The sequence below is a fragment of the Winogradskyella sp. PC-19 genome, from assembly GCF_002163855.1.
GTDB lineage: Bacteria > Bacteroidota > Bacteroidia > Flavobacteriales > Flavobacteriaceae > Winogradskyella.
Genome location: NZ_CP019332.1, coordinates 1946493 through 1969062, shown reverse-complemented (window position 1 = coordinate 1969062; position 22570 = coordinate 1946493). Strand labels below are relative to the sequence as shown.

Sequence of the window (22570 nt, the reverse complement as noted above, 5' to 3'; positions counted from 1 at the left end):
AGATGCTGAAACGCGTTCAGCATTACAAATACTAATATTTGTCACCATTCTAATAAAATACGTTGAGCAGAAAAACCTGGCCCAAAACTAAGCATGACTCCTTTATCGCCTTTTGGCAAATCTCTATCCATAAAACGCTCCAATACATATAAAACGGTAGCACTACTCATGTTTCCATAAAGTCGTAAAACCTCTTTTGTGTCATCAATGTTTTTTCCTAGCTTACCAAATAAATCTTCAACGGTTTGCACAATCTTTTTCCCACCTGGATGAAATACCAAGTGGTCGATATCTTCAATAGTTAAATCGTTTCTTTCTAAAAATGGATGAATAATTTTAGGAAAATGGTCTGCAATGGTTTGCGGTACACTTTGGTCTAAAACCATCTGCAATCCAGTATTCCTCAGCTTAAACCCCATCATGTGATTAGCATCATAAAAATGATACATAGCCTCATCTTTAATTTCTGGCCCTTTTTCATCTTCATAAGATGATAAAATAACGCTTGCGCATCCATCTCCAAAGATAGCAGCACTCACAATATTTACCATTGAGTAATCTTGCAATTGAAAGGTTGCTGTTGGCGACTCAACAGCAATAACTGCGGCGCGTTTGTTAGGATTGGCTTTGAGAAAATTCTTAGCATATATAATTCCTGAAACCCCAGCAGCACAACCCATTTCTGTCACGGGTAAACGCACAATATCTTGTTTCATTTTAAGACTATTAATCAAATACGCATCCAGAGACGGAATCATAATTCCGGTGCAGCTTACTGTGATTATATAATCAATATCTGTTGGTTTGAGACTCGCTTTATCTAAAGCTTTTACTAAACTTTTCTCAGCAAGCTTAATAGATTCTCTTGTGTAGATATCATTTTTTTCTTCAAAAGAGGTGTTTAAAAAAACTTCTTCTGGTCCCATAATAGAGTATCGCTTATCTACTGCTGCGTTTTCAAATATCTTAAGGACTTTGCGCTTAAAACGGTCTTCTTGCCCTTCGAGCCAAAGCTCTACAAAAGGTAAAATGTCCTTGGTTTCTCTAGTGTGTTGAGGCAGTTGTTTGGCAACTGATGTGATTCTTACAGCCATTTATTTTTTAATTAACCATTGGTAGCGGAATGCCCATTTCCAACGGATTTCTGATTTGAGGTTTAGTTTTTGGTTGAGGTTTTCTAAATCTTTTCTTTTAAAAGCCCTAAGAATAGATGTTAAGCCGTCGTCTATAATCATCTGGTTAGAAATCACCAAGCTTAATAATTTAAAAAGCCCATACGCCACTTCGCTTCTATGCAAATCGTTAATGACTAATCCTAATTTTGCTTTGGATGCTAATTGTTTCAATAGCACTTCTAATTCATCTGTTTTAAAATGGTGTAGAAACAATGTTGCCAATGCAATATCATAATCCATTTTCTGAAAATCTTCAGAAAAAATGTCCTTATTTTCGAATACCAACTCCGGATAATCTATCGATAGCTCAGTCGCATAATCTATCGCATCTTGATTGGCGTCAATACCAATAAGCTTAAATTTATAACCTTCCTTACGACCAAAATCTGCAATTAATCTAAGTATGTCGCCGTGACCACATCCTAAGTCAATAATATTATAAATTTTGTCTTTAGGCTTTTCTTTTAAAAGTCTTTTTATACCACTTAAAGTCACTCGATTTCCACCAAGCCACTTGTTAATGTTTCCAAGTTTATCTAGAGTATCACGAAGCAACTCGCCTTTCATAGAAAAATCATCCATGATTTCGGTCTTATTGCTTCGATGTGTGGTGTCAATAAATATTGCCATTATATTTTCATCGGTTTCCCGTGCGTCATTTTTATAATTAAGGGTGCTAAAAATGGAAAAACTCTAAGCATTATCAGGAGCTTCGGTGCTAACCAGTCTTGGCGAAATAAATACGCGATTGTATGACCAACTTTTAAACGCAAACTAAACGTTTTTTGCCATTGTTTTGCGTAACGTTTTTCTAGAGTTTTTCTTTCTTCAATTTTTCCTTGAAGATAATCAATTATAAGCTGTGATGCTAATTGCGAACTTCGAATGGCCATACCCATTCCGTTTCCACATAATGGATGAATCATACCTGCAGTGTCACCGCACATAATCATATGGTTTTCGATGGGGTCTTTGGTCTCAAACGAAATCTGACTTATCGTTAGTGGCTTGTCGAACTCAACTTTAGTATTTTGAAAAATACTTTTTAATTCTGAATTATTAAACATGACATCACGTTGAAACGTGTCAATGTCTTTAAACTTTTTAAACGCATCGTAATTGGTTATATAACAAAGATTAATATGATTATTCTCCACTTTTGAGACGCCACAATAACCACCTTTAAAATTATGCAGTGCTACTTTTTCTTCAGGAAATTCACCTGAAGCATGAATTTTGACGCCTAAATACGGTGACTTTTTAGTAATGAATTTACGATTGAATTTAATGTCTAGATTTGAGCGTTTCCCATAAGCGCCAATAACTACTTTTGATTCTATCTGTACATTTGATTTTGTTGAAATTTGAAAACTATCAGATTCAAATTGAACATCTGTAACCGTATCTTGAACGACTTCAACGCCTGTCTTTAATGCTAATTTAAAAAGCTGAAAATCTAATTCGTAACGACTCATTCCAAATCCGCCTAATGGGAGTTTTGCTAAAATTTTCTTGTTGTTATGTGTGGTTAATTCAAATTCTGAAATCTTTTTTGCACCAAATTCAAAAGGATCAAAATCTAGATATTTTAGATATGGTAGGACTTCATTGGAAATATATTCTCCACAAACTTTATGTTTTGGATAACTGTTTTTTTCAATCAGTAAAACTTCAAAGTTATGTTTTGACAGATGAATTGCGCTAGTTAATCCAGCCAATCCACCACCAATTATAATAACATCAAACTTGTTTTTACTCATTGAATATTTTCGACATGAACCACCTTAATTTTTACAGTTTTACTCATAACAAAACTGCTGCCACCAACTCCGAAGTCTTTTCTATTAATTTCAAATTCAGAGGTTATTTTTCTATGTGTCTTTGTGATTTCCAATTGTAATGGAATTGATAGTTGTTTTACTTTTCCTTTAATTTTTAAATTCACTTTTGCTGTGTAATTACTGCTTGATTTTTTGTATAACTCTGCAACATCTAAGGTGATTAACGGGTGTTTTGATGTGTGAAAATAGTCTTCTTCTAACAGATGCTCATCACGGCTGTCAATTCCTGTTTCAATAGATTTTACTTTAATTTCACTGCTGAAGTCTATAAGCGTATTAGAATCGTCAAACTTTGTGGTTACGGTAAAAGTTTTGAAAAATCCATCGACATTAATCCCAAGGTTTTTAATCTTAAATTCTATTGAAGAATTTTGAGCAAAACTAAATGCAAATAGTGTTATAAAGAGAGATGACGTTAACAGTTTTTTCATAACAAATAATTGTAACGTGAAGTTAAAACAATAATTGATAGAACTATGTTACAAAAACGTCAAAAAACAAATGAAACTCTTTCCTAAGAATCGTTTGTCATTCCGAATGAGGTACGAAGAGGAATCTCTTAATTTATGAGATTTCTCGTCACTCGTTCCTCGCTCTGTCGAAATGACAACATACTCTTAAACGCTTATGAAAACTAAAATCATTTAATGGTTAAAATGTAGTGGTTAGACTTACAAAACTTCAATAATTTTGAATTGTTGCGTTCTGAATTGAATTACATCACCTACTTCTTTAGAAATTAAAAGTCTTCCGATTGGTGTTGCGGCTGAAATCGCATAAAAAGATTCATGTTCTATTTTTATTTCACCAACACTTACACTAATAAAGTAATTTAACTCTGTAGTTTTTACAATACTACCTAGTACGGCTTTGTTATGCAACGCTTCAGTATTTATTTTGTGAAGTAGTTCTATTTGTTTTTGTAATTCTGCTAATTGATTACCTGCTTTTTCGCGTTCTAATTGTAGCATCGCTCGACCAGTTTCGTGCTTGTCTCCTGCAGAACTTTTAGTTTCGGATTGTAATGCTTTTTGAATATCAGAAATAGTATGCTGAATGACTTCTAAACGTTTGTAGAGAATTGTTTCAGATTCTTTATATAATTGTTTTTTGATATTCATTATCTTAATATGAACTAAAAATAATCATTATTACTTCTACACTAAATCTGCTAATTCTTTACCAACTAAGCTACCAATAGCAACACCCATTCCACCAAGTCTAACACCACAAAACACATTATTACTTAATTGTTTAACTATTGGTTTTTTCTGAGAACCAACTCCCATAATCCCAGACCAATATTGGTCAATATTTACATTTTGATTGGGTAAAATTGTCGTTTCTAAAAGTTCTTTGAGCTTGTTTTTTACAAGTTCTGTTTGCGCTAACTCTGTTGTTTCTTCCGCTTTGAAATCAAGGTGTCGCCCGCCTCCAAAAAGAATGCGATTATCAATATTTCGGAAATAGTAATAGCCTTTTTCTAAATGAAATGTGCCTTTAATTTTTAAGTTTTTTATGGGTTCTGTAATCAACACTTGAGCTCTTGCTGGTTTTACTCGATAATCGAGATTTAAATTTTCGTCCAATAATTTAGAAGCAAAACCATTTGTTGCAATCAATAATTTACTTGTTGTAAACTCAAAGTGATTGGTTTTTACTTTTACGGAATTTGAGTCTTCTGAAAATGATTCTACCGTAGTTGCGTTTAATATTTTAATACCTTTTTGATATACTAATTGTAATAAAGCGCTCATCATTTTACCTGTGTCAATCTGACCTTCAAATTGATTAAAGCCTTGTTTTGATTGGATGTTTTGAAATCCAAAACTGTCTTCTTTAAAACTAAAAACACATGTGTTAAAAATTGGTTTGAGTAACTTATTTATAGCGTCTTTTCGCTGCAAACATTCTTCATAAAGTACTTCATCTGCTTTGGTAAACAACTCGTAGCCGCCGAGTTCTTGATAATCGATATTGTCATCTCCAAGTGTTTGTCTTAACAAATGTAAGCCTTCAACGCGTTGGTTAACTAAATTAAAGACCTCAGCTTCTGAATGTGTTTTTAAATCTTCAATAAGCTCGCTTAAACTTCCAAAACAAGCAAACCCAGCATTCTTTGTACTCGCGCCTTGTGGCAGTATGCCTTTTTCTAAGATTAAAACTTTAGCTTTTGGAAAACGATTTTTAAGTTGCAAAGCACAGTTGAGACCAACAATACCGCTGCCAACGATTGTAAAGTCGACATCGGTTAACCAAGATTTTATTTCCCAATAGGATAAGTTCATAGAACAAAAAAAGCCTCTAAAATAGAGGCTTCAAATTATAAAATATATTTTTAGAATAGTGATTTTAATCATTCAACTTTAAAACCGCCATAAATGCTTGCTGTGGAATTTCTACATTTCCTACTTGACGCATACGTTTCTTCCCTTTTTTCTGCTTTTCTAAAAGCTTACGTTTACGAGAAATATCTCCACCATAACATTTTGCAGTTACATCTTTACGAAGTGCTTTTACTGTTTCGCGAGCGATAATCTTAGCACCAATTGCTGCTTGAATCGGAATATCAAATTGTTGTCTCGGAATTAATTCTTTCAGCTTCTCACACATTTTTTTACCAATGTTATGTGCGTTATCAGCGTGGATTAATGCAGAAAGCGCATCAACTGGCTGAGCATTTAATAGTACATCTAGACGCACTAATTTTGAGACCTTCATCCCAATCGGAGAATAATCAAAAGACGCATAACCTTTAGAAACCGTTTTTAACCTATCGTAAAAATCAAATACAATTTCCGCTAGTGGCATTTCAAAAATAAGCTCAACACGTTCGGTCGTTAAATAGGTCTGATTTATAATCATGCCTCGCTTTTCGATACACAAGCTCATCACATTACCTACAAAATCAGATTTTGTTATTATAGTCGCCTTTATGTAAGGTTCTTCAACACGATTTACAGTTGTAACCTCAGGTAAATCACTTGGATTGTTGACAATAAATGCTTCGTCAGGATTTTTATTGGTATAAGCATGATAACTTACGTTAGGTACGGTTGTAATTACCGTCATATCAAACTCGCGCTCTAAACGCTCTTGGATAATTTCCATGTGTAACATGCCTAAAAATCCACATCGGAAACCAAAACCTAAAGCTGCAGAACTTTCTGGCTGAAATACCAAAGACGCATCATTAAGTTGTAATTTCTCCATAGAGTTGCGAAGCTCTTCATAATCTTCTGTATCAACAGGGTAAATACCTGCAAATACCATTGGTTTTACGTCTTCAAAACCTTCAACAATATTTGTGGTCGGGTTTGCAAAATCGGTAATGGTATCTCCTACTTTTACTTCCTTTGCTGTTTTAATTCCTGTAATTAAATAGCCTACATCACCCGCTTTGACGCTTTGCTTTGGAATTTGATTAAGCTTTAAAGTACCTACTTCATCTGCAAAATATTCTTTATCTGTAGCGACAAATTTTATTTTTTGTCCTTTTTTTATTTCACCATTAAAAACTCTAAAATAGGTTTCAATACCTCTAAATGTATTGTAAACCGAATCAAAAATCAAGGCTTGTAAAGGTGCTTCTGGATCACCCTCTGGCGCAGGAACACGTTCGATGATAGCCTTTAAGATGTCATCAACTCCAAATCCTGTTTTTCCACTTGCGTGGATTACTTCTTCGGGATCACAACCTAATAAATCTACAATATCATCCGTAACCTCTTCTGGATTGGCACTTGGTAAATCAACTTTGTTTAAAACAGGGATAATTTCTAAGTCATTTTCCAGAGCCAAATACAAATTAGAAATCGTCTGAGCTTGTATGCTTTGAGCCGCATCTACAATAAGTAAAGCGCCTTCACAAGCAGCAATAGAACGTGATACTTCGTAGGAGAAATCAACGTGGCCAGGAGTGTCTATTAGGTTTAAAACATATTGTTCTCCCTCAAATTCATAATCCATTTGTATGGCGTGGGACTTAATTGTAATCCCACGTTCGCGCTCCAAGTCCATACTATCTAGTAATTGGTCTTGTTTTTCGCGTGCTGTAACCGAACCTGTATAATCGAGTAACCTATCGGCAAGTGTACTTTTACCATGGTCAATATGCGCAATGATGCAAAAATTCCTGATGTTCTTCATGTAACTCTCTTTCTAAATGCAATTTTGATTTGCAAATATAATTCTTTTATAATCCTCTCGCCTATCAAAAGTTATAAGAAAATCACTGTTAACTGCCGATTTTCTTCGTTTTAAAGTAAAAAACTATTTATATCTTGCAGACTTCAACTAATTAAAATGTCAATCAGATTAAAGCCCCTAATTTCTGCTGTCCTTTTTATGTTCAGCATTTTTGCGTTCTCGCAAGAGCTTACCTTAACAGGTAAAGTTGTGGATGAACAACAAAAACCTATATCTTTTGCTAATATTACTCTATTCTCTTTAGATACTGAAATATTTATAAAAGGCACTAGTTCTAACGATGATGGTGTTTTTGAACTCACCTCACTTTCTGATGGAACCTATACTTTAAAAATAAGTTTTATTGGTTTTAAAACTATAGAAAAAACTGTGGAAATAAAAGGTGATGTGCGGCTAAAAAACATAGTCTTAGTTGAAGATTCTGAAACTTTAGAAGCAGTAACAGTTAACGCAAAACGCCCTACTATTATAAGGAAACCAGACCGATTAACTTTTAATATTGAAAATACTGCATTAACGGAAGGCTCTACGCTTCAGGTTTTAAAAAGCACACCGGGAATTATTGTTTCAGAAGGAAGTATTAATATTAAAAGTTCTCCTGCCACGGTATTTATAAATAATCGTCGTGTGCAATTGACTTCGGATGAACTGATTCAGCTCCTAGAGAGTGCACCAGCTAATAGTGTTAAATCTGTCGATGTGATTACAAATCCACCTGCAAGTTATGATGCAGATAGTGGCTCTGTAATTAATATTATAATGAGCAAAAACTTAGTAACTGGTTATCGTGGAAGTGTTGCTACAAACTACACACAAGGTGCTTTTCCGAGATATAATGCGGCTACAAGTCATTATTTTAAAAATGATAAAATAAATCTGAATCTAAATTACAGTTACACTAACCAGAAAATTAATCGAGAAGAAGAAAATGGTATTGATTATTTTGACTCAAATGGAAATATAAATCAAATTTGGAATTCTGATATTGATCGCAACACCAAAACAGAAACTCATAATGCTAATATTAATTTTGATTATTACGTGAGTGATAAAACAACGCTAAGCCTCACAAGTACTGCTTTGTTTACTCCCTATTTCAAATACCGTATTTTAAATCTTACTGATATAAATGATGCAAACTCTAATTTTTTAGAAAATTTTACTGCAAATAATTTATCACGTGATGATAAATTTAATATTGGCTCTGATTTAAACCTAAGCACAGAATTTGATAACGGAAGTCGTCTTTCTTTTAATGGACACTACACAATTTACAATTACAGCCGTAATCAGGCAGTTTTCCAAAACAACTCAAATCAACCCGATTCTGAATTTAATACCGTTGCCAATCAGAATACGGATATTTACACAGCAAAAATCGATTATAGTTTACCTATAAATGATTCATCTTCTTTTGAAACTGGTTTAAAGTTTAGCAACATTAACACAGAAAGTGACATTACAAGAGTTGATGTTATTAACGGTTCTGAAGTTATAAATACTGCCAATAGTAACATATTTAATTATGACGAGAATGTATTTGCTGCATACGCCAACTATAGTAAATCCTGGGAAAAATGGGATATAGTTGTCGGTTTAAGAGCCGAACAAACCAATGTTGATGGTTTTTCGCCCACATTAAATCAAACCAATACTCAGGACTATTTTAAATGGTTTCCTAATGCAAGTATTTCTCATAACTTTTCAGATAATTTTAGCTTATACGGAAATTATAAACGTAGTATTACTAGACCGAGTTACACGTCGTTAAATCCTTTTACGTTTTTCATAAATGAAAATACAATTGTTGTCGGAAAACCTGACTTACAACCAACTTTTCAGGACCATTTTGTTGTAGGATCTAGTTTTTTAGAATACTTTACTGTTGAAGCCTATTACATTAATTATGACGGTGCAATTAATGAATTGCCTAGACAAAATAATAACACAAATATCCTTGCTTATACACCTACAAATCTTGATAAAACTGTTGACTACGGTTTTGATTTCTCATTTTATTATCCCAAAAACAGATGGAGTATATATTTTGTAACGTCATTTTTTAATATTACTGAAGAAGCAAACCTTAGCGAAGGCTTTACAGATTTAAGTCAGTGGTCTAATTATAGTATTCTACAAAACACACTATCTCTATTAGAAGATAATAGTTTAAACTTATCCCTGACATTAACTTGGGTTGGTAAAAATGTACAGCAATTATCTACAGTAGAAGATCGCTTATTTTCAGAGTTTAGCTTAACTAAAAGTGTCTTAAAAAATAAGGGTGTTATTTCGTTAAGTGTTGAAGATATTTTTAACTATCAAGATGCTGAATCTTCAACAAATTATTTCAACCAGTCTAATAGGCAATTTGTAGATATTGACAACCGCTTTGTAAAACTTGGCTTCCGCTACAAATTTGGAAACACGAAACTAAGCACTAATGAGCGTGCTACAGATGCTGAAGAGCGTGATAGAATCAAAGATTTACAATAAATTAATCTTGCCACTCAGCAATAAATAAGTTTGTATCGCGTCCACCACCATTATTACGGTTACTTGAAAACGCTAAATATTTTCCATCATTAGAAAACACAGGGAAAGCATCAAACGTTTCACCATGAGTGATTCTTTTTAAATTTTTACCGTCAGTATCAATCATGTATAAGTTGAAAGGGAAACCTCGCTCTGCCTCAAAGTTTGATGAGAATAATACCTTGTCTCCTGATGGTAGGAAGAATGGGCTCCAATTAGCGTTTCCTAAATCTGTAAGTTGTCGTAAATTACTTCCATCAGCATTACAGATATATAATTCCATTTCGGTTGGTTCTACTAGTCCTTCTGCCAATAAATCTTTGTATTCTTTAATCTCTTTTTCCGTTTTTGGTCTTGACGAGCGGAAAATTAACTGACTTCCATCTGGCGAAAAGAATGCGCCACCATCATAACCTAATTCATTTGTGATTTGTTTTACATCACTACCGTCAATATTCATTGTGTACAATTCCAAGTCACCACTTCTGGTTGATGTAAAAACAATTTTGTCACCTTTTGGAGATACAGTAGGCTCGGCATCGTAACCAATTTCGTTAGTTAATTGCTTTACAATATTGCCTTCTAAATCAGCCACAAAAATATCATAGCTGTCGTAAATTGGCCAGATGTATTTTCCGTTCTTACGCAATGGTGTGTCAGGACATTCATCTTGCTCCAAATGCGTAGATGCATAGATAATATGCTTGTTGTCTGGTAGGAAATAAGCGCATGTTGTTCGGCCTTTTCCTGTACTTATCATTGGTGGTGTTTTATCCTTAAATGTTTCATTAGCATCCATCAAAAACATTTGATCGCAACCAACATTCCAAGCAGCATTATTTGATTGAAAAACCAATTGCTTATCATCAAAACTCCAATACGCTTCGGCATTATCGCCACCAAACGTGACTTGTCTTATAGATTTAAAATGAACTTCTTCAGGATAAATTAAAGAATCATTTCCTGCAACTAACTGTTTTTCTTCAGGTTGAACCGCTACCTTATCTGATTTTTCGCTTTCATTTTTACACGAAACAATTGAAATTCCTATTAAAAGACTCAAGAAAAGCTTTTTCATACTGTAATATTTAATGCCTAATTTTGCACAAAAATAAGATAAGCCATGAAAAGAATAACGATTTTAATACTTGTATTTCTCTGTTTTTCTTGTAGAAATAAAATCCGACAAGATGTATATATTTTAGCAGATGATAAATTTGAAGGAAGGCAAACTGGTACACAAGGCGAAAAATTAGCAGCGGATTACATTGTAGACCGTTTTAAAGAAATTGGATTATCTCCAAAAGGCACTGAAGGTTTTTTACAAAATTTCAGCTTTAAACCAAAGACAGACCCACATAAAGAAGTTGAATTTACAACCAATGCGGATAGTACAATTACTGGCAGAAACGTTCTTGGTTTTATAAATAATAATGCTGAAAATACTATTATAATAGGTGCGCATTACGACCATTTAGGTTATGGTGGCGAAGGCTCACTTTATCGTGAGAAAGATAAAGCTGTGCATAATGGTGCTGATGACAACGCTAGTGGTGTTGCTGTTATGCTAAATTTAGCTAGCAGATTAAATGTAAAAAATAACCACGCCGAAACTAAAGATGCAAATAACTATTTGTTTATGGCATTTTCAGGAGAAGAAATGGGATTATTAGGGTCTAATTATTTTTCTAAAAACCCTACGATTGAAGCCAAATCCATTAACTACATGATTAACATGGACATGGTTGGTCGCATGAAACAAGACAGTACTTTAGCCGTTTACGGTACAGGAACTTCGCCTATGTTTAATCAGACATTAAAAGCCAATAATGATAAATTTAAATTGATTGAAAACGAAAGTGGAGTTGGTCCAAGTGATCACACATCGTTTTATTTAATTGACATCCCAGTATTACACTTTTTTACAGGGCAGCATGAAGATTACCATAAGCCTGGCGATGATTCTGAAAAGCTGAATTATGATGGTATGAATTTAATTTCAGATTACATTTTTGAAATCATCGACGATCTTAACGATAATGGGAAAATGGCTTTCAGAAAAACTAAAAACGAAAGCGAAGAAACACCTCGTTTTAAAGTTGGCTTAGGTGTTGTCCCAGATTATTTATTTGATGGGAAAGGAATGCGTATTGATGGTACGCGTGAAGATACACCTGCTTTTGCAGCAGGTCTACAAAAAGGTGATGTCGTTATTAAACTAGGCGATAATACTGTTACTGACATGATGAGCTATATGCGCGCTCTATCTGTTTTTGACAAAGGCCAAGAAGCCAAAATCACTGTAAAGCGTGACGAAGAAGTTATAGATACGACAGTGAAATTTTAATTTGAAAATCACAAAGTACAACATACACCTTTGGATATCGATACCTATTGTCTTCAGTGCTGGTTTGAGCTATGGATTTTATCCTAATTCTTTTTTAGAAATCCAACCCGAAACTTTAGACGAAAGCAATTTTAACAAAGCCATAATGGGTTTGTATTTTGGGTTTGTTACGTTGTGGACTTTCGGGGTTTTTATGAAATCGTTTTATAAACCAGCGTTAATTAGTCATGTCTGTTTTATGCTGCCAATGGCTTTAGGAAGATTACTAAGTATAATTTTAGATGGTGTTCCTTCAGACTTATATATTTATGGAACCATAGGAGAGTTGGCACTTGGGGTTTATGGTATTTGGGTATTAAAGTCTATCGCTTCTCAATAGAATTGATTATTGACATCGCCTCGTTATAGTATTTGTCGTATAATTCACTTTTAGCCATGTATCTATAGAATTTTAAATTTGAATTTTCTAGCCTAATATATTCTACTTTTTTATATGTGTTTTCAGAATAATCAAGTGATAGCTCATACTCTATTTTACACATGTACTTACTTCCTGTGGCTACCGACGAAATAAGAAAGGTTTTATTCATTTCATGTGGAAACAACGTGTTTGCATGTTCAATTAAATAATCTTTAATTTTTCTTCTATCAAAAACTTGTTTTAATTGATTCGGAAAAACTGTGACCTGAACATCTCTTTTTAAGGATTTACCATTTTCTTCTCGGTTTAACAGAATGTAACCATAAAAGTCTTTCTTTTTCCAAGTCCTCGGATACTCTAATTTATAGTCAGAAAAACGCAGTTTTTTAGTTTCTTTTTCGCTTTGCGATTCTCCAAAACCAACAAACACAATTACTAAAAAAATGGAAAAAAAGTATTTCATAGCTCCTAATTTATATCAATCTTAAAGAATTACCTAAAAAACCCTAATTTTGCACCAAATTATTAAACATTTGGTGAAAATAGGCGACATAGAATTAGACGAATTTCCATTGCTTTTAGCACCAATGGAAGATGTAAGTGACCCACCATTTCGTGCATTATGTAAGGAACAAGGTGCAGACGTTGTATATACCGAATTTGTAAGCAGCGAAGGATTAATCCGCAACGCAGCAAAAAGCGTTATGAAGCTGGATATTTATGAAAAAGAACGTCCTGTTGGTATTCAAATTTTTGGTGCTAACATGGAAAGTATGCTGCAAACCATTGATATTGTAGAGAAATCGAAGCCAGATATCATTGATATTAACTTTGGCTGTCCTGTAAAAAAAGTAGTGAGTAAAGGTGCGGGCGCAGGTATTTTAAAAGATATCTGCTTAATGGAAAAACTCACTGCCGAAATGGTAAAACGCACTAACTTACCAGTTACGGTAAAAACACGTTTAGGATGGGATCACGATTCTATTAAAATAGTGGAAGTTGCCGAAAGACTGCAAGATGTTGGATGCAAATCTATTGCAATCCACGGACGAACTCGCGCACAGATGTACAAAGGCGATGCCGATTGGAAACCTATTGCTGAAGTTAAAAATAATCCTCGGATGCACATTCCTATTTTTGGAAATGGTGATGTAAATACACCTGAACGTGCTGCCGAAATGCGAGACAGTTATGGGCTTGATGGCGCCATGATTGGACGTGCTACGATTGGTAATCCATGGTTTTTTAAACAAGTCAAACACTTTTTTGAAACTGGTGAGCATTACAGGCCAATCACTATGCAGGAACGTGTGGAAGCTGCACGTCGACATCTACAAATGTCGATTGATTGGAAAGGCGAAGTTCTTGGGGTTTTTGAAACACGTCGTCATTATACCAATTACTTTAAAGGCATACCAGATTTTAAACCTTACCGTATGAAAATGGTTACTAGCGATGCATCAGAAGATGTTTTTGCTGCTTTTGATGAGGCTCTAGAGAAATTTGGTGACCATCAATTTGCTTAAAAAATCTAAGCCATTTTTATCAAATCCTTTGTGATGCGTTGTGATGCTAATTTTGAGGCAATTATACCTAAACCAAAAATCGTTACAATAACAATAATCACATCTGATAGTTGAAGATTTACTGGATAAGGAAAATCTGATGTGAGCATAATCCATTCAAATTGCTGTTGAGATACTATAACTATAAGACCAATTATAATACCTACAATACCACTTAGAACAGTCATTAATGTGCCTTGCAAAAAGAAAATAGATTTAATCATTTTTGGTTCTGCACCCATATTAAAAAGGGTGTTTAATGACTTTTTTCGGTCCAAAATCATCATGATTATTGCGCCTATGACATTGAATAAAGCGATAATTATAACTAAAGTGAAAATTAAATAAACAGCTAGATTTTCAGTATTCAACATTTTAAATAGGGCATCATTTAGTTGTTCTCTATTTTTTATAAGAAACTTATTAGGAAATTGCGCTTCTATAGCTGCTCTCACTTCATCTTGGTCGACTTCTGGGTTTAGTTTAAATTCGATTGCAGAAATTTGATTAGCCTCGTAGTTTAATAACGAACGTGCCATGCCTATATCAGCAAATATGTATTCATTATCTAAATTTTCATTAACACTAAATAACCCAACATTAGTAACCCTTTCAGAATTAAAGTAACCTGATAAACTACTGCTTTGACCCTTTCCTGGTTTGGGCACATATATTGTCAGCGGTTTCATAAAATTAAATAACCCAAAAGACAGATTATTTGAAATTCCCATACCTGAAACGACATCGTTGTTCCCGGGAGAAAACCAGCTGCCTTGTGAGACCATACTGTCTATTTGAGTAACGGATTGGTAGTGCTCATCAACTCCTTTTAAGGTAGCTAATAGGTTCTTGTTCTCAGATTTAATAACAATACGTTCTTCAATTATTTTTGAAGTAGCAGAGATACCTTCAATAGAGTTTATGATTTTTAAATCATTTTCAGAAAGGATAAAGGACTTGCCTTCTATTGGTAAAATTTTTAAATCAGGATCAGTAAAATTCGAAAAATCTAAACTGAATTCTTTTAATCCAGCAAAAATCGAAAGAACAATCAACAGTGCCGCCGAAGCCACGATAACGCCACCAGAAGCAATAAAGCTCATAATATTTATGGCATTATTACTGCTTTTGGAAAACAAATACCGCTTTGCTATGTAAAATGATGTGTTCATTACCTAATGTCTACGCATAAAATTAATATAAATAGACGGTGAGGCAATGCTTTTAGAAAAGAGTTATGATTTTTTTCTTCGACCTAATAAATCTTCGTCTTTAATTGGGTCTTCTTCACCTTTTAATGAACGCTCTATATTATCTATATATTCCAAAGAATCGTCAATAAAAAACTCTAATGTTGGCATACGTCTTAATTGATGGCGTGTGCGTTGCGCTAATTCATGACGTATTAATGGTGTGTTAGAACGGATTCCCTTTAATAATTCTTCAGCTTCTTTATTCGGAAAAATACTTAGGTATACTTTTGCGATTGACAAATCTACAGTAACATTAACTTTAGATACCGAGATAATTATGCCTTTCATTCCGCCTTCAGATGCGGCACGTTGTAAAACGTCAACTAAATCTTGTTGAAGAATTCCTGCTATCTTTTTTTGTCTATTACTTTCCATTTTGCAAAAGTAGATGTTATTTAAGTATTATAGTATTTTTACAGTACAAAATTGAAGTCACAATGAAAAAAATAGAACATATTGGTATTGCTGTAAAGGATATTGAAAGCTCAAATGACTTATTCAAAGCACTATTTGGAAAACCTCATTATAAAATTGAAGCTGTTGAAAGCGAAGGTGTAATGACTTCCTTTTTTAAATGCGGGCCAAATAAAATTGAATTGCTACAAGCTACCTCAGAAGATAGTCCAATTGCAAAATTTATAGAAAAAAAGGGGGAAGGCATTCACCATATTGCTTTTGCTGTTAGTAATATCGAAGAAGAAATAGAAAGGTTAAAGAACGAAGGTTTTAAGATGATACACGAAAAACCAAAAAAGGGTGCCGATAATAAACTGATTGCTTTTTTGCATCCAAAATCAACAAACGGCGTTCTTATTGAGTTGTGCCAAGATATTGACGATTAAATTGAAACAATTTTCTTGTAGAGTTTATAAATATATAGTAATATTGCACACTCTTTACTTGTGAAGAGTGTTGGCTAAGCCATCAGGTCCTATAGCTCAGTTGGTTAGAGCACCTGACTCATAATCAGGTGGTCCATGGTTCGAGTCCATGTGGGACCACAGACAAATAAAACTGCTTCATTCATTTGAAGCAGTTTTTTTATGCTATTAACAATTTGAGAATTATTAATGTTGATAGCTTTTCTTTTTCTTTAATATAATATCTAACAATTATAATATTTTAGCAGTAGCTATTAATTTAATAATTCTATTGTAAGGAAAAGACTACTTTTTCATTGTTTTTCTTCAAAAAAATGTTTTTTATCGATATTTTTTGCGTTTTGTGGCGTTTTTTTTGAAATAAAACTTTGGCAGCACACTTTTTTTTTTACATTTGCGTTAGTCTTTTATAATTAAAAATGAAGATTCCCCCGTTAATCTACAATTTAATACTCTTTATACAAGGGCCTTGTGCAGGCTGTCCTAGTGGTAGCCCATGTGCGCCATGTTGTTCAGACCCAATGCCTTGTGGTGGTGGACCACCTCCAGGACCAGGCTTTCCTATAGACAATTATATCATTTTCTTGTTTGTAGCTGCTCTTATTTATGGAGTATATATTATAAATAATAGACAATCAGAGTTCAACTAAGTAATTAAGCTCTTAAATCATTTAAGCGCTTTACATATTTTCCAATTACATCAAACTCTAAGTTAACCAAACTTCCTTTTTTAAGATTTTTGAAAGTAGTATGCTCATAGGTATATGGTATTATTGCTACAGAAAACTCATTAACTTTAGAGTTAACTACAGTTAAACTAACTCCATTTACAGTAACCGAACCTTTTTCTATTGTTACATTATTCAAAGATGCATCATATTTAAATGTGTAGGACCAACTCCCATTTTGTTCGCTTACATTTTCACAAACTGCTGTTTGGTCGACGTGCCCTTGAACAATGTGACCATCTAATCTATCTCCTAATTTCATGGCGCGCTCTAAGTTTACGGTAGTATCGACTTCTAATTGACCAAGATTGGTTTTATCTAAAGTTTCTTTGATGGCTGTTACAACGTATTCGTCTTTATCAATAGAAACCACAGTCAAGCAAACACCATTGTGAGCTACACTCTGGTCTATTTTTAATTCTTCAGTAATATTACTTCTTACAGTAATATGTAAATTATCCTTGTCCTTATTTAGTGCCTTTACATTTCCTAAATCTTCAATAATCCCAGTAAACATAATTCTATTTTATAATGGTTAAATTTGTACTACAAAGTTAAGGACAAAAAAGTACTAAGCTTATAAAGCCACGTTAATATTAAAATCCCTTTTGTGAAAAAAGAAAACACTATAAAAGTTGGTATATCCATAGGTGACCTCAACGGTATTGGTCCCGAAATTATCCTAAAAACATTCGAAGATAGTCGCTCATTAGACTTATGCACGCCTGTTATTTTTGCTTCTTCAAAAGTTATGAATTTCTTCAAACGTCACTTTTCGAGTAAAATTCATTTTAATGAAATAAACTCTATTAACCAACTTACCCACGGAAAAGTCAATGTATTAAACGTTTGGAAAGAAGGCGTTAATATCCAATTTGGGCAAGAGAATAAAAAAGTTGGCGAATATGCTATTAAATCTTTAGAAGCTGCTGTTTCAGCTTTAAAAGAAGACGCTATCGATGTTTTAATTACAGCACCCATAAACAAGCACAATATACAATCAGACAAATTTAAATTTCCTGGTCATACCGATTATCTTAATCAACAATTGGACGGTGATAGTCTAATGTTTATGGTTTCAGAAAACCTTAAAGTTGGACTCTTGACAGATCATGTCCCAGTAAAAGATGTTCCTAGTCATATTACCGAAGACTTAATTCGCAAAAAGATAACAACTGTTTCGAATTCTCTAAAACAAGATTTTGCGATAACAAAACCAAAAATTGCAGTATTAGCCATTAATCCTCATGCGGGTGATAATGGAGTCATTGGTAATGAAGACGATACAGTTTTAAAACCTTCTTTAGAAAAATTAAGAAAAGAAGGCAGTTTAGTTTATGGACCATATTCTGCAGATAGTTTTTTCGGCTCCGATAATTATCAAAAATTTGATGCTGTTATCGCTTCTTATCATGACCAAGGATTAATTCCATTTAAGACAATAACCTTTGGTAATGGTGTTAATTTTACAGCTGGTTTAGATAAAGTTCGAACATCTCCAGACCATGGCACAGCTTACGAAATTGCAGGTAAAGGCCAAGCTGATGAAAGTTCTTTTAAACGTGCAATGTTTACAGCAATTGAGATTTTTAGGCGACGTAAGGATTATAATTTTTACTCTAAAAACCCTTTAAAGAAAATGTCGCGATAGATATTAACATTTTTTGTTGATATCTAGACCTCTATATAGAAAAAAGTTTTATATTTGCACGCTCAAAATGAATGTGATAATGAAAGCAATGAAAGCGTATACAATACAATTTGTAGGGCTAAAAGTAGGAGAGCACCATTTTGATTATCAAGTTGATAATGCGTTCTTTTTAGAATTTGATTATGATGAATTTAATGAGGCAGACCTAAAAGTTGACCTTCTTTTTGAAAAGAAAACAACACTTTTAGAGCTCACCTTCACCGTCAATGGCACCATCAATGTTAACTGTGATGTTACAAATGAACCTTTTAATTTAGATATTAAAGATTCTTTTAAGCTTGTAGTTAAGTTTGGTGAAGACTACAATAATGACAATGAAGAAATATTAATTGTACCTCATGGAGAATATCAAATCAATGTTGCTCAATATATTTACGAACTTGTAGTTTTAGCTGTACCAGCAAAAAAAGTTCATCCAGGTATTGAAGACGGCACATTACAATCTGATATATTAAATAAATTAGAAGAATTAAGCCCTGAAGAAGGGAAAACAGAAGAAAATAACACTGAGGATACAGATCCTCGTTGGGATACATTAAAAAAACTATTAACGGATAAATAACATTTAAAATGGCGCATCCAAAACGTAAAATATCTAGAACAAGAAGAGACAAAAGAAGAACACATTATAAAGCATCTGTTCCTCAAATTGCAACTTGCCCTACTACTGGTGAGCCTCACCTTTACCATAGAGCACACTGGCATGAAGGTAAGCTTTATTACAGAGGCCAAGTTCTTATAGATAACTCTACAGAAGAAGAGAATTTAGCATAAGTATTATGCGTGCATACAATAAAACGCCCACATTTGGGCGTTTTTTTTGTTTTAATGCCACAAATCACTCAAAAACCACTTAATTTGCATAATTATTTGCCTAAAAATGGTGAAAATGCCCTAAAAATGGCTCATTTTAATCATTTTTCGATACTTTTAATTAATCTAAAAGCTAATAATGAGTAAAATCACAGCGGCTATAACAGCTGTCGGAGGCTATGTTCCCGATTTCGTTTTATCTAACAAAGTTTTAGAAACAATGGTAGATACTAATGATGAATGGATTACTACACGTACGGGAATCAAAGAGAGACGTATACTTAAAGAAGAAGGCAAAGGCACTTCTTTTCTAGCTATCAAAGCAGCAGAAAATCTATTAGAAAAAAGTGGTCTAAACCCTAAGGAAATAGACTTAGTCATAGTTGCTACAGCAACTCCGGACATGAAAGCAGCTTCAACTGCTGCTTATACAGCGACACAAATTGGAGCAACAAATGCTTTTTCTTATGACTTGGAGGCAGCATGCTCGAGTTTTTTGTTTGGTATGTCTACAGCAGCGGCTTACATTGAATCTGGTCGTTACAAAAAAATACTACTGATAGGTGCTGACAAAAATTCATCTTTTATTAATTACAAAGACCGAGCAACTTGTATCATTTTTGGTGACGGCGGTGGCGCTGTACTATTTGAGCCTAATAATGAAGGTTTAGGTCTTCAAGATGAATTATTAAGGAGCGACGGAAAAGGTAGAGAGTTTTTAAGAGCTCAATTTGGTGGGTCATCTTATCCAATAAATAAAGATACTTTTGATGAGGGCTCACACTATGTTTTCCAAGACGGAAAAACAGTGTTTAAAAACGCTGTATTTAATATGGCAGATGTTGCGGAACGCATATTAAAGAGAAATAATCTAACCAATGATGATGTTAATTGGTTAGCGGCACATCAAGCTAATAAGCGTATTATTGATGCTACGGCAAACAGAATAAAACTAGAAGAAGATAAAGTTCTGATGAATATTCAGAAGTACGGAAATACTACGTCAGCGACTTTACCTCTATTACTACATGATTTCGAATCACAACTAAAAAAAGGTGATACTATAATATTCGCTGCTTTTGGTGGCGGATTTACTTGGGGTTCCATTTATTTCAAGTGGGCCTATAATTCTTAAAACTAACTAATTATAATAACTGAATACTATGGATTTAAAGGAAATTCAAAACTTAATCAAATTTGTGGCAAAGTCTGGCGCGAGTGAAGTTAAGTTAGAAATGGATGATGTTAAGATTACTATTAAAACTGGCTCAGAAAATGAGACAACCATCGTTCAACAAATGCCAGTTGCAGCTGCCCCTATGATGCAACAACCAGCTCCTGTAGTAGCGGCTCCTGCTCCAACAGCAGAAACGCCTGCTCCTGCAACTGCAGCAACTGACGATTCTAAATACGTTACTATAAAATCGCCAATAATCGGTACATTTTACCGTAAACCATCACCTGACAAGCCTGTTTTTGTTGAAGTAGGAACAGACATCAAAGAAGGTGATGTGTTATGTGTGATTGAGGCTATGAAACTTTTTAATGAAATCGAATCTGAAGTATCAGGTAAGATTGTAAAAGTATTGGTAGATGATTCATCTCCTGTAGAATTTGATCAGCCATTGTTTTTGGTTGACCCTTCATAACAATTGAAAATTCCAATTCACTAACCCAAAATCAATTCTTGGAATTTGGTGTTTGGAAGTTGAATTTTTAAACAAAAAGTTATGTTCAAAAAAATATTAGTTGCCAATCGAGGCGAAATAGCGCTACGTGTTATTAGAACCTGTAAGGAAATGGGTATTAAAACAGTAGCTGTTTACTCAACAGCAGATGCAGATAGTTTACCTGTAAAATTCGCTGATGAAGCCGTTTGTATAGGTCCTGCCCCAAGTAATGAATCTTATTTAAAAATGGCTAACGTTATAGCTGCTGCAGAGATAACAAATGCAGACGCTATTCACCCAGGATATGGATTTCTCTCTGAAAACGCTAAGTTTTCAAAAATTTGTGAAGAACACGATATTAAGTTTATTGGTGCTTCTCCAGAAATGATTGACCGCATGGGAGATAAGGCTAACGCAAAGGCTACAATGAAAGCTGCTGGTGTGCCTTGTGTTCCCGGTAGCGAAGGTGTTATCGAGGATTATAAGGAGTGTGAAAAACTAGCCAAAGAAACTGGTTATCCAGTAATGCTTAAAGCCTCTGCTGGTGGTGGTGGAAAAGGTATGCGTGCTGTTTGGAAGCAAGAGGATTTAAAAGATGCTTGGGACTCTGCTAGGCAAGAATCTAAGGCGGCTTTTGGAAATGATGATATGTATATGGAAAAGCTTATTGAAGAGCCTCGCCATATCGAAATACAAATTGTTGGAGACTCAACAGGAAAAGCTTGTCATTTATCAGAGCGAGATTGTTCTGTACAAAGACGTCACCAAAAATTAACAGAAGAAGTTCCTTCTCCGTTTATGACTGACGCTCTTCGTAAAAAAATGGGGGAAGCTGCTGTAAAAGCTGCGGAGTACATTAAATACGAAGGTGCTGGAACTGTAGAATTTTTGGTTGATAAGCATCGTAATTTCTACTTTATGGAAATGAATACTCGTATCCAAGTAGAGCATCCAATTACAGAGCAGGTTATCGATTTTGATTTAATTCGAGAACAAATAAAGGTAGCGGCTGGAGTTCCTATTTCTGGTAAGCATTACACGCCTAATTTACACTCTATTGAATGTAGAATTAATGCTGAAGATCCATATAATGACTTTAGACCGTCACCTGGTAAAATTACAGTTTTACATGCGCCCGGTGGCCATGGTGTTCGTCTTGACACTCATGTGTACGCAGGATATAGCATTCCGCCAAATTATGATTCTATGATTGCAAAATTGATAACAACTGCGCAAACACGTGAAGAAGCTATCAATAAAATGAAACGTGCATTAGATGAGTTTGTAATTGAAGGAATAAAAACTACAATTCCTTTTCATAGAGAACTGATGGATCATCCAGATTATTTGGCTGGTAACTATACCACTAAATTCATGGAAGATTTTGAAATGCCAAAAGAAATCAAATAACAAGAAAGACC

The 22570-nt window shown here is 34.1% G+C and carries 24 protein-coding genes and 1 tRNA gene; 13 read left to right on the top strand and 12 right to left on the bottom strand.

Annotated elements, in window-relative coordinates:
* Positions 1-41: 41 nt before the first annotated feature.
* The 7 genes from BTO05_RS08985 to lepA form a co-directional block, all read right to left on the bottom strand.
* Positions 42-1094 (bottom strand): type III polyketide synthase, encoded by a 1053-nt coding sequence (locus BTO05_RS08985; protein ID WP_087492347.1) that lies wholly within the window; start codon positions 1092-1094, stop codon positions 42-44.
* Positions 1095-1805, bottom strand: coding sequence for a methyltransferase domain-containing protein (locus BTO05_RS08980; protein ID WP_087492346.1), 711 nt, complete (start codon positions 1803-1805; stop codon positions 1095-1097). It abuts the gene before it with no gap.
* Positions 1805-2935, bottom strand: coding sequence for an NAD(P)/FAD-dependent oxidoreductase (locus BTO05_RS08975; RefSeq protein ID WP_087492345.1), 1131 nt, complete (start codon positions 2933-2935; stop codon positions 1805-1807). Before BTO05_RS08975 ends, BTO05_RS08980 begins: the two co-directional genes overlap by 1 nt.
* Complete coding sequence (locus tag BTO05_RS08970; RefSeq protein ID WP_087492344.1) at positions 2932-3447, bottom strand: YceI family protein; 516 nt, start codon at positions 3445-3447, stop codon at positions 2932-2934. The genes BTO05_RS08975 and BTO05_RS08970 overlap by 4 nt, the downstream gene beginning before the upstream one ends.
* A gap of 240 nt (positions 3448-3687) precedes the next feature.
* Positions 3688-4137: a 3-oxoacyl-ACP synthase gene (locus BTO05_RS08965; protein ID WP_087492343.1), complete on the bottom strand. Its 450-nt coding sequence runs from the start codon at positions 4135-4137 to the stop codon at positions 3688-3690.
* 36 nt (positions 4138-4173) lie between these two features.
* The gene (locus BTO05_RS08960) at positions 4174-5304 is read right to left on the bottom strand and encodes an NAD(P)/FAD-dependent oxidoreductase (RefSeq protein ID WP_087492342.1); all 1131 of its coding nucleotides are present in this window, start codon (positions 5302-5304) and stop codon (positions 4174-4176) included.
* A gap of 64 nt (positions 5305-5368) precedes the next feature.
* Positions 5369-7165, bottom strand: coding sequence for a translation elongation factor 4 (gene lepA, locus BTO05_RS08955; RefSeq protein ID WP_087492341.1), 1797 nt, complete (start codon positions 7163-7165; stop codon positions 5369-5371).
* Positions 7166-7321: 156 nt separating this feature from the next.
* Between lepA and BTO05_RS08950 the strand changes: the two genes are divergently transcribed.
* A complete protein-coding gene (locus BTO05_RS08950) occupies positions 7322-9721 on the top strand; it encodes a TonB-dependent receptor domain-containing protein (RefSeq protein WP_087492340.1) in 2400 nt (799 codons plus the stop codon).
* 1 nt (position 9722) lies between these two features.
* Here the strand turns inward: BTO05_RS08950 and BTO05_RS08945 are convergent, their stop codons facing one another.
* The gene (locus BTO05_RS08945; protein WP_087492339.1) at positions 9723-10838 is read right to left on the bottom strand and encodes a TolB family protein; all 1116 of its coding nucleotides are present in this window, start codon (positions 10836-10838) and stop codon (positions 9723-9725) included.
* Positions 10839-10883: 45 nt separating this feature from the next.
* Between BTO05_RS08945 and BTO05_RS08940 the strand changes: the two genes are divergently transcribed.
* Positions 10884-12107: a M28 family peptidase gene (locus BTO05_RS08940; protein ID WP_087492338.1), complete on the top strand. Its 1224-nt coding sequence runs from the start codon at positions 10884-10886 to the stop codon at positions 12105-12107.
* 1 nt (position 12108) lies between these two features.
* Positions 12109-12486, top strand: a complete 378-nt coding sequence (locus BTO05_RS08935) for a DUF4345 domain-containing protein (RefSeq protein WP_087492337.1) — start codon at positions 12109-12111, stop codon at positions 12484-12486.
* On the opposite strand, the gene BTO05_RS08930 is transcribed toward BTO05_RS08935, so the two are convergent.
* A complete protein-coding gene (locus tag BTO05_RS08930) occupies positions 12470-12991 on the bottom strand; it encodes a hypothetical protein (RefSeq protein ID WP_087492336.1) in 522 nt (173 codons plus the stop codon). The genes BTO05_RS08935 and BTO05_RS08930 overlap by 17 nt on opposite strands.
* Positions 12992-13061: 70 nt before the next feature.
* Here BTO05_RS08930 and dusB point away from each other — a divergent pair, with 70 nt between their 5' ends.
* On the top strand, positions 13062-14054 hold the full coding sequence (gene dusB, locus BTO05_RS08925; RefSeq protein ID WP_087492335.1) for a tRNA dihydrouridine synthase DusB: 993 nt from the start codon (positions 13062-13064) through the stop codon (positions 14052-14054).
* Between the two features lie 5 nt (positions 14055-14059).
* Here the strand turns inward: dusB and BTO05_RS08920 are convergent, their stop codons facing one another.
* Together BTO05_RS08920 and rbfA are read right to left on the bottom strand one after the other, a co-directional pair.
* Positions 14060-15265: an FtsX-like permease family protein gene (locus BTO05_RS08920; protein ID WP_198295216.1), complete on the bottom strand. Its 1206-nt coding sequence runs from the start codon at positions 15263-15265 to the stop codon at positions 14060-14062.
* Positions 15266-15328: 63 nt separating this feature from the next.
* Complete coding sequence (rbfA, locus tag BTO05_RS08915; RefSeq protein WP_087492333.1) at positions 15329-15721, bottom strand: 30S ribosome-binding factor RbfA; 393 nt, start codon at positions 15719-15721, stop codon at positions 15329-15331.
* 62 nt (positions 15722-15783) lie between these two features.
* Between rbfA and mce the strand changes: the two genes are divergently transcribed.
* The 3 genes from mce (at position 15784) to BTO05_RS08900 (ending at position 16877) form a co-directional block, all read left to right on the top strand.
* On the top strand, positions 15784-16188 hold the full coding sequence (gene mce, locus BTO05_RS08910; protein ID WP_087492332.1) for a methylmalonyl-CoA epimerase: 405 nt from the start codon (positions 15784-15786) through the stop codon (positions 16186-16188).
* Positions 16189-16273: 85 nt separating this feature from the next.
* Positions 16274-16347: transfer RNA gene (locus tag BTO05_RS08905), tRNA-Ile, on the top strand.
* Between the two features lie 299 nt (positions 16348-16646).
* Positions 16647-16877: a hypothetical protein gene (locus BTO05_RS08900; RefSeq protein ID WP_087492331.1), complete on the top strand. Its 231-nt coding sequence runs from the start codon at positions 16647-16649 to the stop codon at positions 16875-16877.
* 4 nt (positions 16878-16881) lie between these two features.
* Here the strand turns inward: BTO05_RS08900 and BTO05_RS08895 are convergent, their stop codons facing one another.
* Positions 16882-17472: a riboflavin synthase gene (locus BTO05_RS08895; protein ID WP_087492330.1), complete on the bottom strand. Its 591-nt coding sequence runs from the start codon at positions 17470-17472 to the stop codon at positions 16882-16884.
* Positions 17473-17565: 93 nt separating this feature from the next.
* On the opposite strand from BTO05_RS08895, the gene pdxA reads away from it, so the two are divergent.
* From pdxA to accC, 6 genes are all read left to right on the top strand, one after another.
* On the top strand, positions 17566-18606 hold the full coding sequence (gene pdxA / locus BTO05_RS08890; RefSeq protein ID WP_087492329.1) for a 4-hydroxythreonine-4-phosphate dehydrogenase PdxA: 1041 nt from the start codon (positions 17566-17568) through the stop codon (positions 18604-18606).
* Positions 18607-18685: 79 nt separating this feature from the next.
* Positions 18686-19228, top strand: coding sequence for a YceD family protein (locus tag BTO05_RS08885; protein ID WP_087492328.1), 543 nt, complete (start codon positions 18686-18688; stop codon positions 19226-19228).
* An 8-nt stretch (positions 19229-19236) separates the two neighbouring features.
* Complete coding sequence (gene rpmF / locus BTO05_RS08880; protein WP_087492327.1) at positions 19237-19440, top strand: 50S ribosomal protein L32; 204 nt, start codon at positions 19237-19239, stop codon at positions 19438-19440.
* Positions 19441-19618: 178 nt separating this feature from the next.
* Entirely contained in the window at positions 19619-20614 is a 996-nt protein-coding gene (locus tag BTO05_RS08875) for a beta-ketoacyl-ACP synthase III (protein ID WP_087492326.1), read from the top strand.
* A gap of 28 nt (positions 20615-20642) precedes the next feature.
* Positions 20643-21128, top strand: coding sequence for an acetyl-CoA carboxylase biotin carboxyl carrier protein (gene accB / locus BTO05_RS08870; protein WP_087492325.1), 486 nt, complete (start codon positions 20643-20645; stop codon positions 21126-21128).
* Between the two features lie 81 nt (positions 21129-21209).
* Positions 21210-22559: an acetyl-CoA carboxylase biotin carboxylase subunit gene (gene accC, locus BTO05_RS08865; protein WP_087492324.1), complete on the top strand. Its 1350-nt coding sequence runs from the start codon at positions 21210-21212 to the stop codon at positions 22557-22559.
* Positions 22560-22570 lie beyond the last annotated feature (11 nt).

Excerpts from the sequence above, each read along its gene's own strand:
- BTO05_RS08985 (WP_087492347.1), bottom strand. The coding sequence starts at position 1,094 with ATGGCTGTAAGAATCACATCAGTTGCCAAACAACTGCCTCAACACACT.
- BTO05_RS08980 (WP_087492346.1), bottom strand. The coding sequence starts at position 1,805 with ATGGCAATATTTATTGACACCACACATCGAAGCAATAAGACCGAAATC.
- BTO05_RS08975 (WP_087492345.1), bottom strand. The coding sequence starts at position 2,935 with ATGAGTAAAAACAAGTTTGATGTTATTATAATTGGTGGTGGATTGGCT.
- BTO05_RS08970 (WP_087492344.1), bottom strand. The coding sequence starts at position 3,447 with ATGAAAAAACTGTTAACGTCATCTCTCTTTATAACACTATTTGCATTT.
- BTO05_RS08965 (WP_087492343.1), bottom strand. The coding sequence starts at position 4,137 with ATGAATATCAAAAAACAATTATATAAAGAATCTGAAACAATTCTCTAC.
- BTO05_RS08960 (WP_087492342.1), bottom strand. The coding sequence starts at position 5,304 with ATGAACTTATCCTATTGGGAAATAAAATCTTGGTTAACCGATGTCGAC.
- lepA (WP_087492341.1), bottom strand. The coding sequence starts at position 7,165 with ATGAAGAACATCAGGAATTTTTGCATCATTGCGCATATTGACCATGGT.
- BTO05_RS08950 (WP_087492340.1), top strand. The coding sequence starts at position 7,322 with ATGTCAATCAGATTAAAGCCCCTAATTTCTGCTGTCCTTTTTATGTTC.
- BTO05_RS08945 (WP_087492339.1), bottom strand. The coding sequence starts at position 10,838 with ATGAAAAAGCTTTTCTTGAGTCTTTTAATAGGAATTTCAATTGTTTCG.
- BTO05_RS08940 (WP_087492338.1), top strand. The coding sequence starts at position 10,884 with ATGAAAAGAATAACGATTTTAATACTTGTATTTCTCTGTTTTTCTTGT.
- BTO05_RS08930 (WP_087492336.1), bottom strand. The coding sequence starts at position 12,991 with ATGAAATACTTTTTTTCCATTTTTTTAGTAATTGTGTTTGTTGGTTTT.
- BTO05_RS08920 (WP_198295216.1), bottom strand. The coding sequence starts at position 15,265 with ATGAACACATCATTTTACATAGCAAAGCGGTATTTGTTTTCCAAAAGC.
- rbfA (WP_087492333.1), bottom strand. The coding sequence starts at position 15,721 with ATGGAAAGTAATAGACAAAAAAAGATAGCAGGAATTCTTCAACAAGAT.
- mce (WP_087492332.1), top strand. The coding sequence starts at position 15,784 with ATGAAAAAAATAGAACATATTGGTATTGCTGTAAAGGATATTGAAAGC.
- BTO05_RS08900 (WP_087492331.1), top strand. The coding sequence starts at position 16,647 with ATGAAGATTCCCCCGTTAATCTACAATTTAATACTCTTTATACAAGGG.
- BTO05_RS08895 (WP_087492330.1), bottom strand. The coding sequence starts at position 17,472 with ATGTTTACTGGGATTATTGAAGATTTAGGAAATGTAAAGGCACTAAAT.
- BTO05_RS08885 (WP_087492328.1), top strand. The coding sequence starts at position 18,686 with ATGAAAGCAATGAAAGCGTATACAATACAATTTGTAGGGCTAAAAGTA.
- rpmF (WP_087492327.1), top strand. The coding sequence starts at position 19,237 with ATGGCGCATCCAAAACGTAAAATATCTAGAACAAGAAGAGACAAAAGA.
- BTO05_RS08875 (WP_087492326.1), top strand. The coding sequence starts at position 19,619 with ATGAGTAAAATCACAGCGGCTATAACAGCTGTCGGAGGCTATGTTCCC.
- accB (WP_087492325.1), top strand. The coding sequence starts at position 20,643 with ATGGATTTAAAGGAAATTCAAAACTTAATCAAATTTGTGGCAAAGTCT.
- accC (WP_087492324.1), top strand. The coding sequence starts at position 21,210 with ATGTTCAAAAAAATATTAGTTGCCAATCGAGGCGAAATAGCGCTACGT.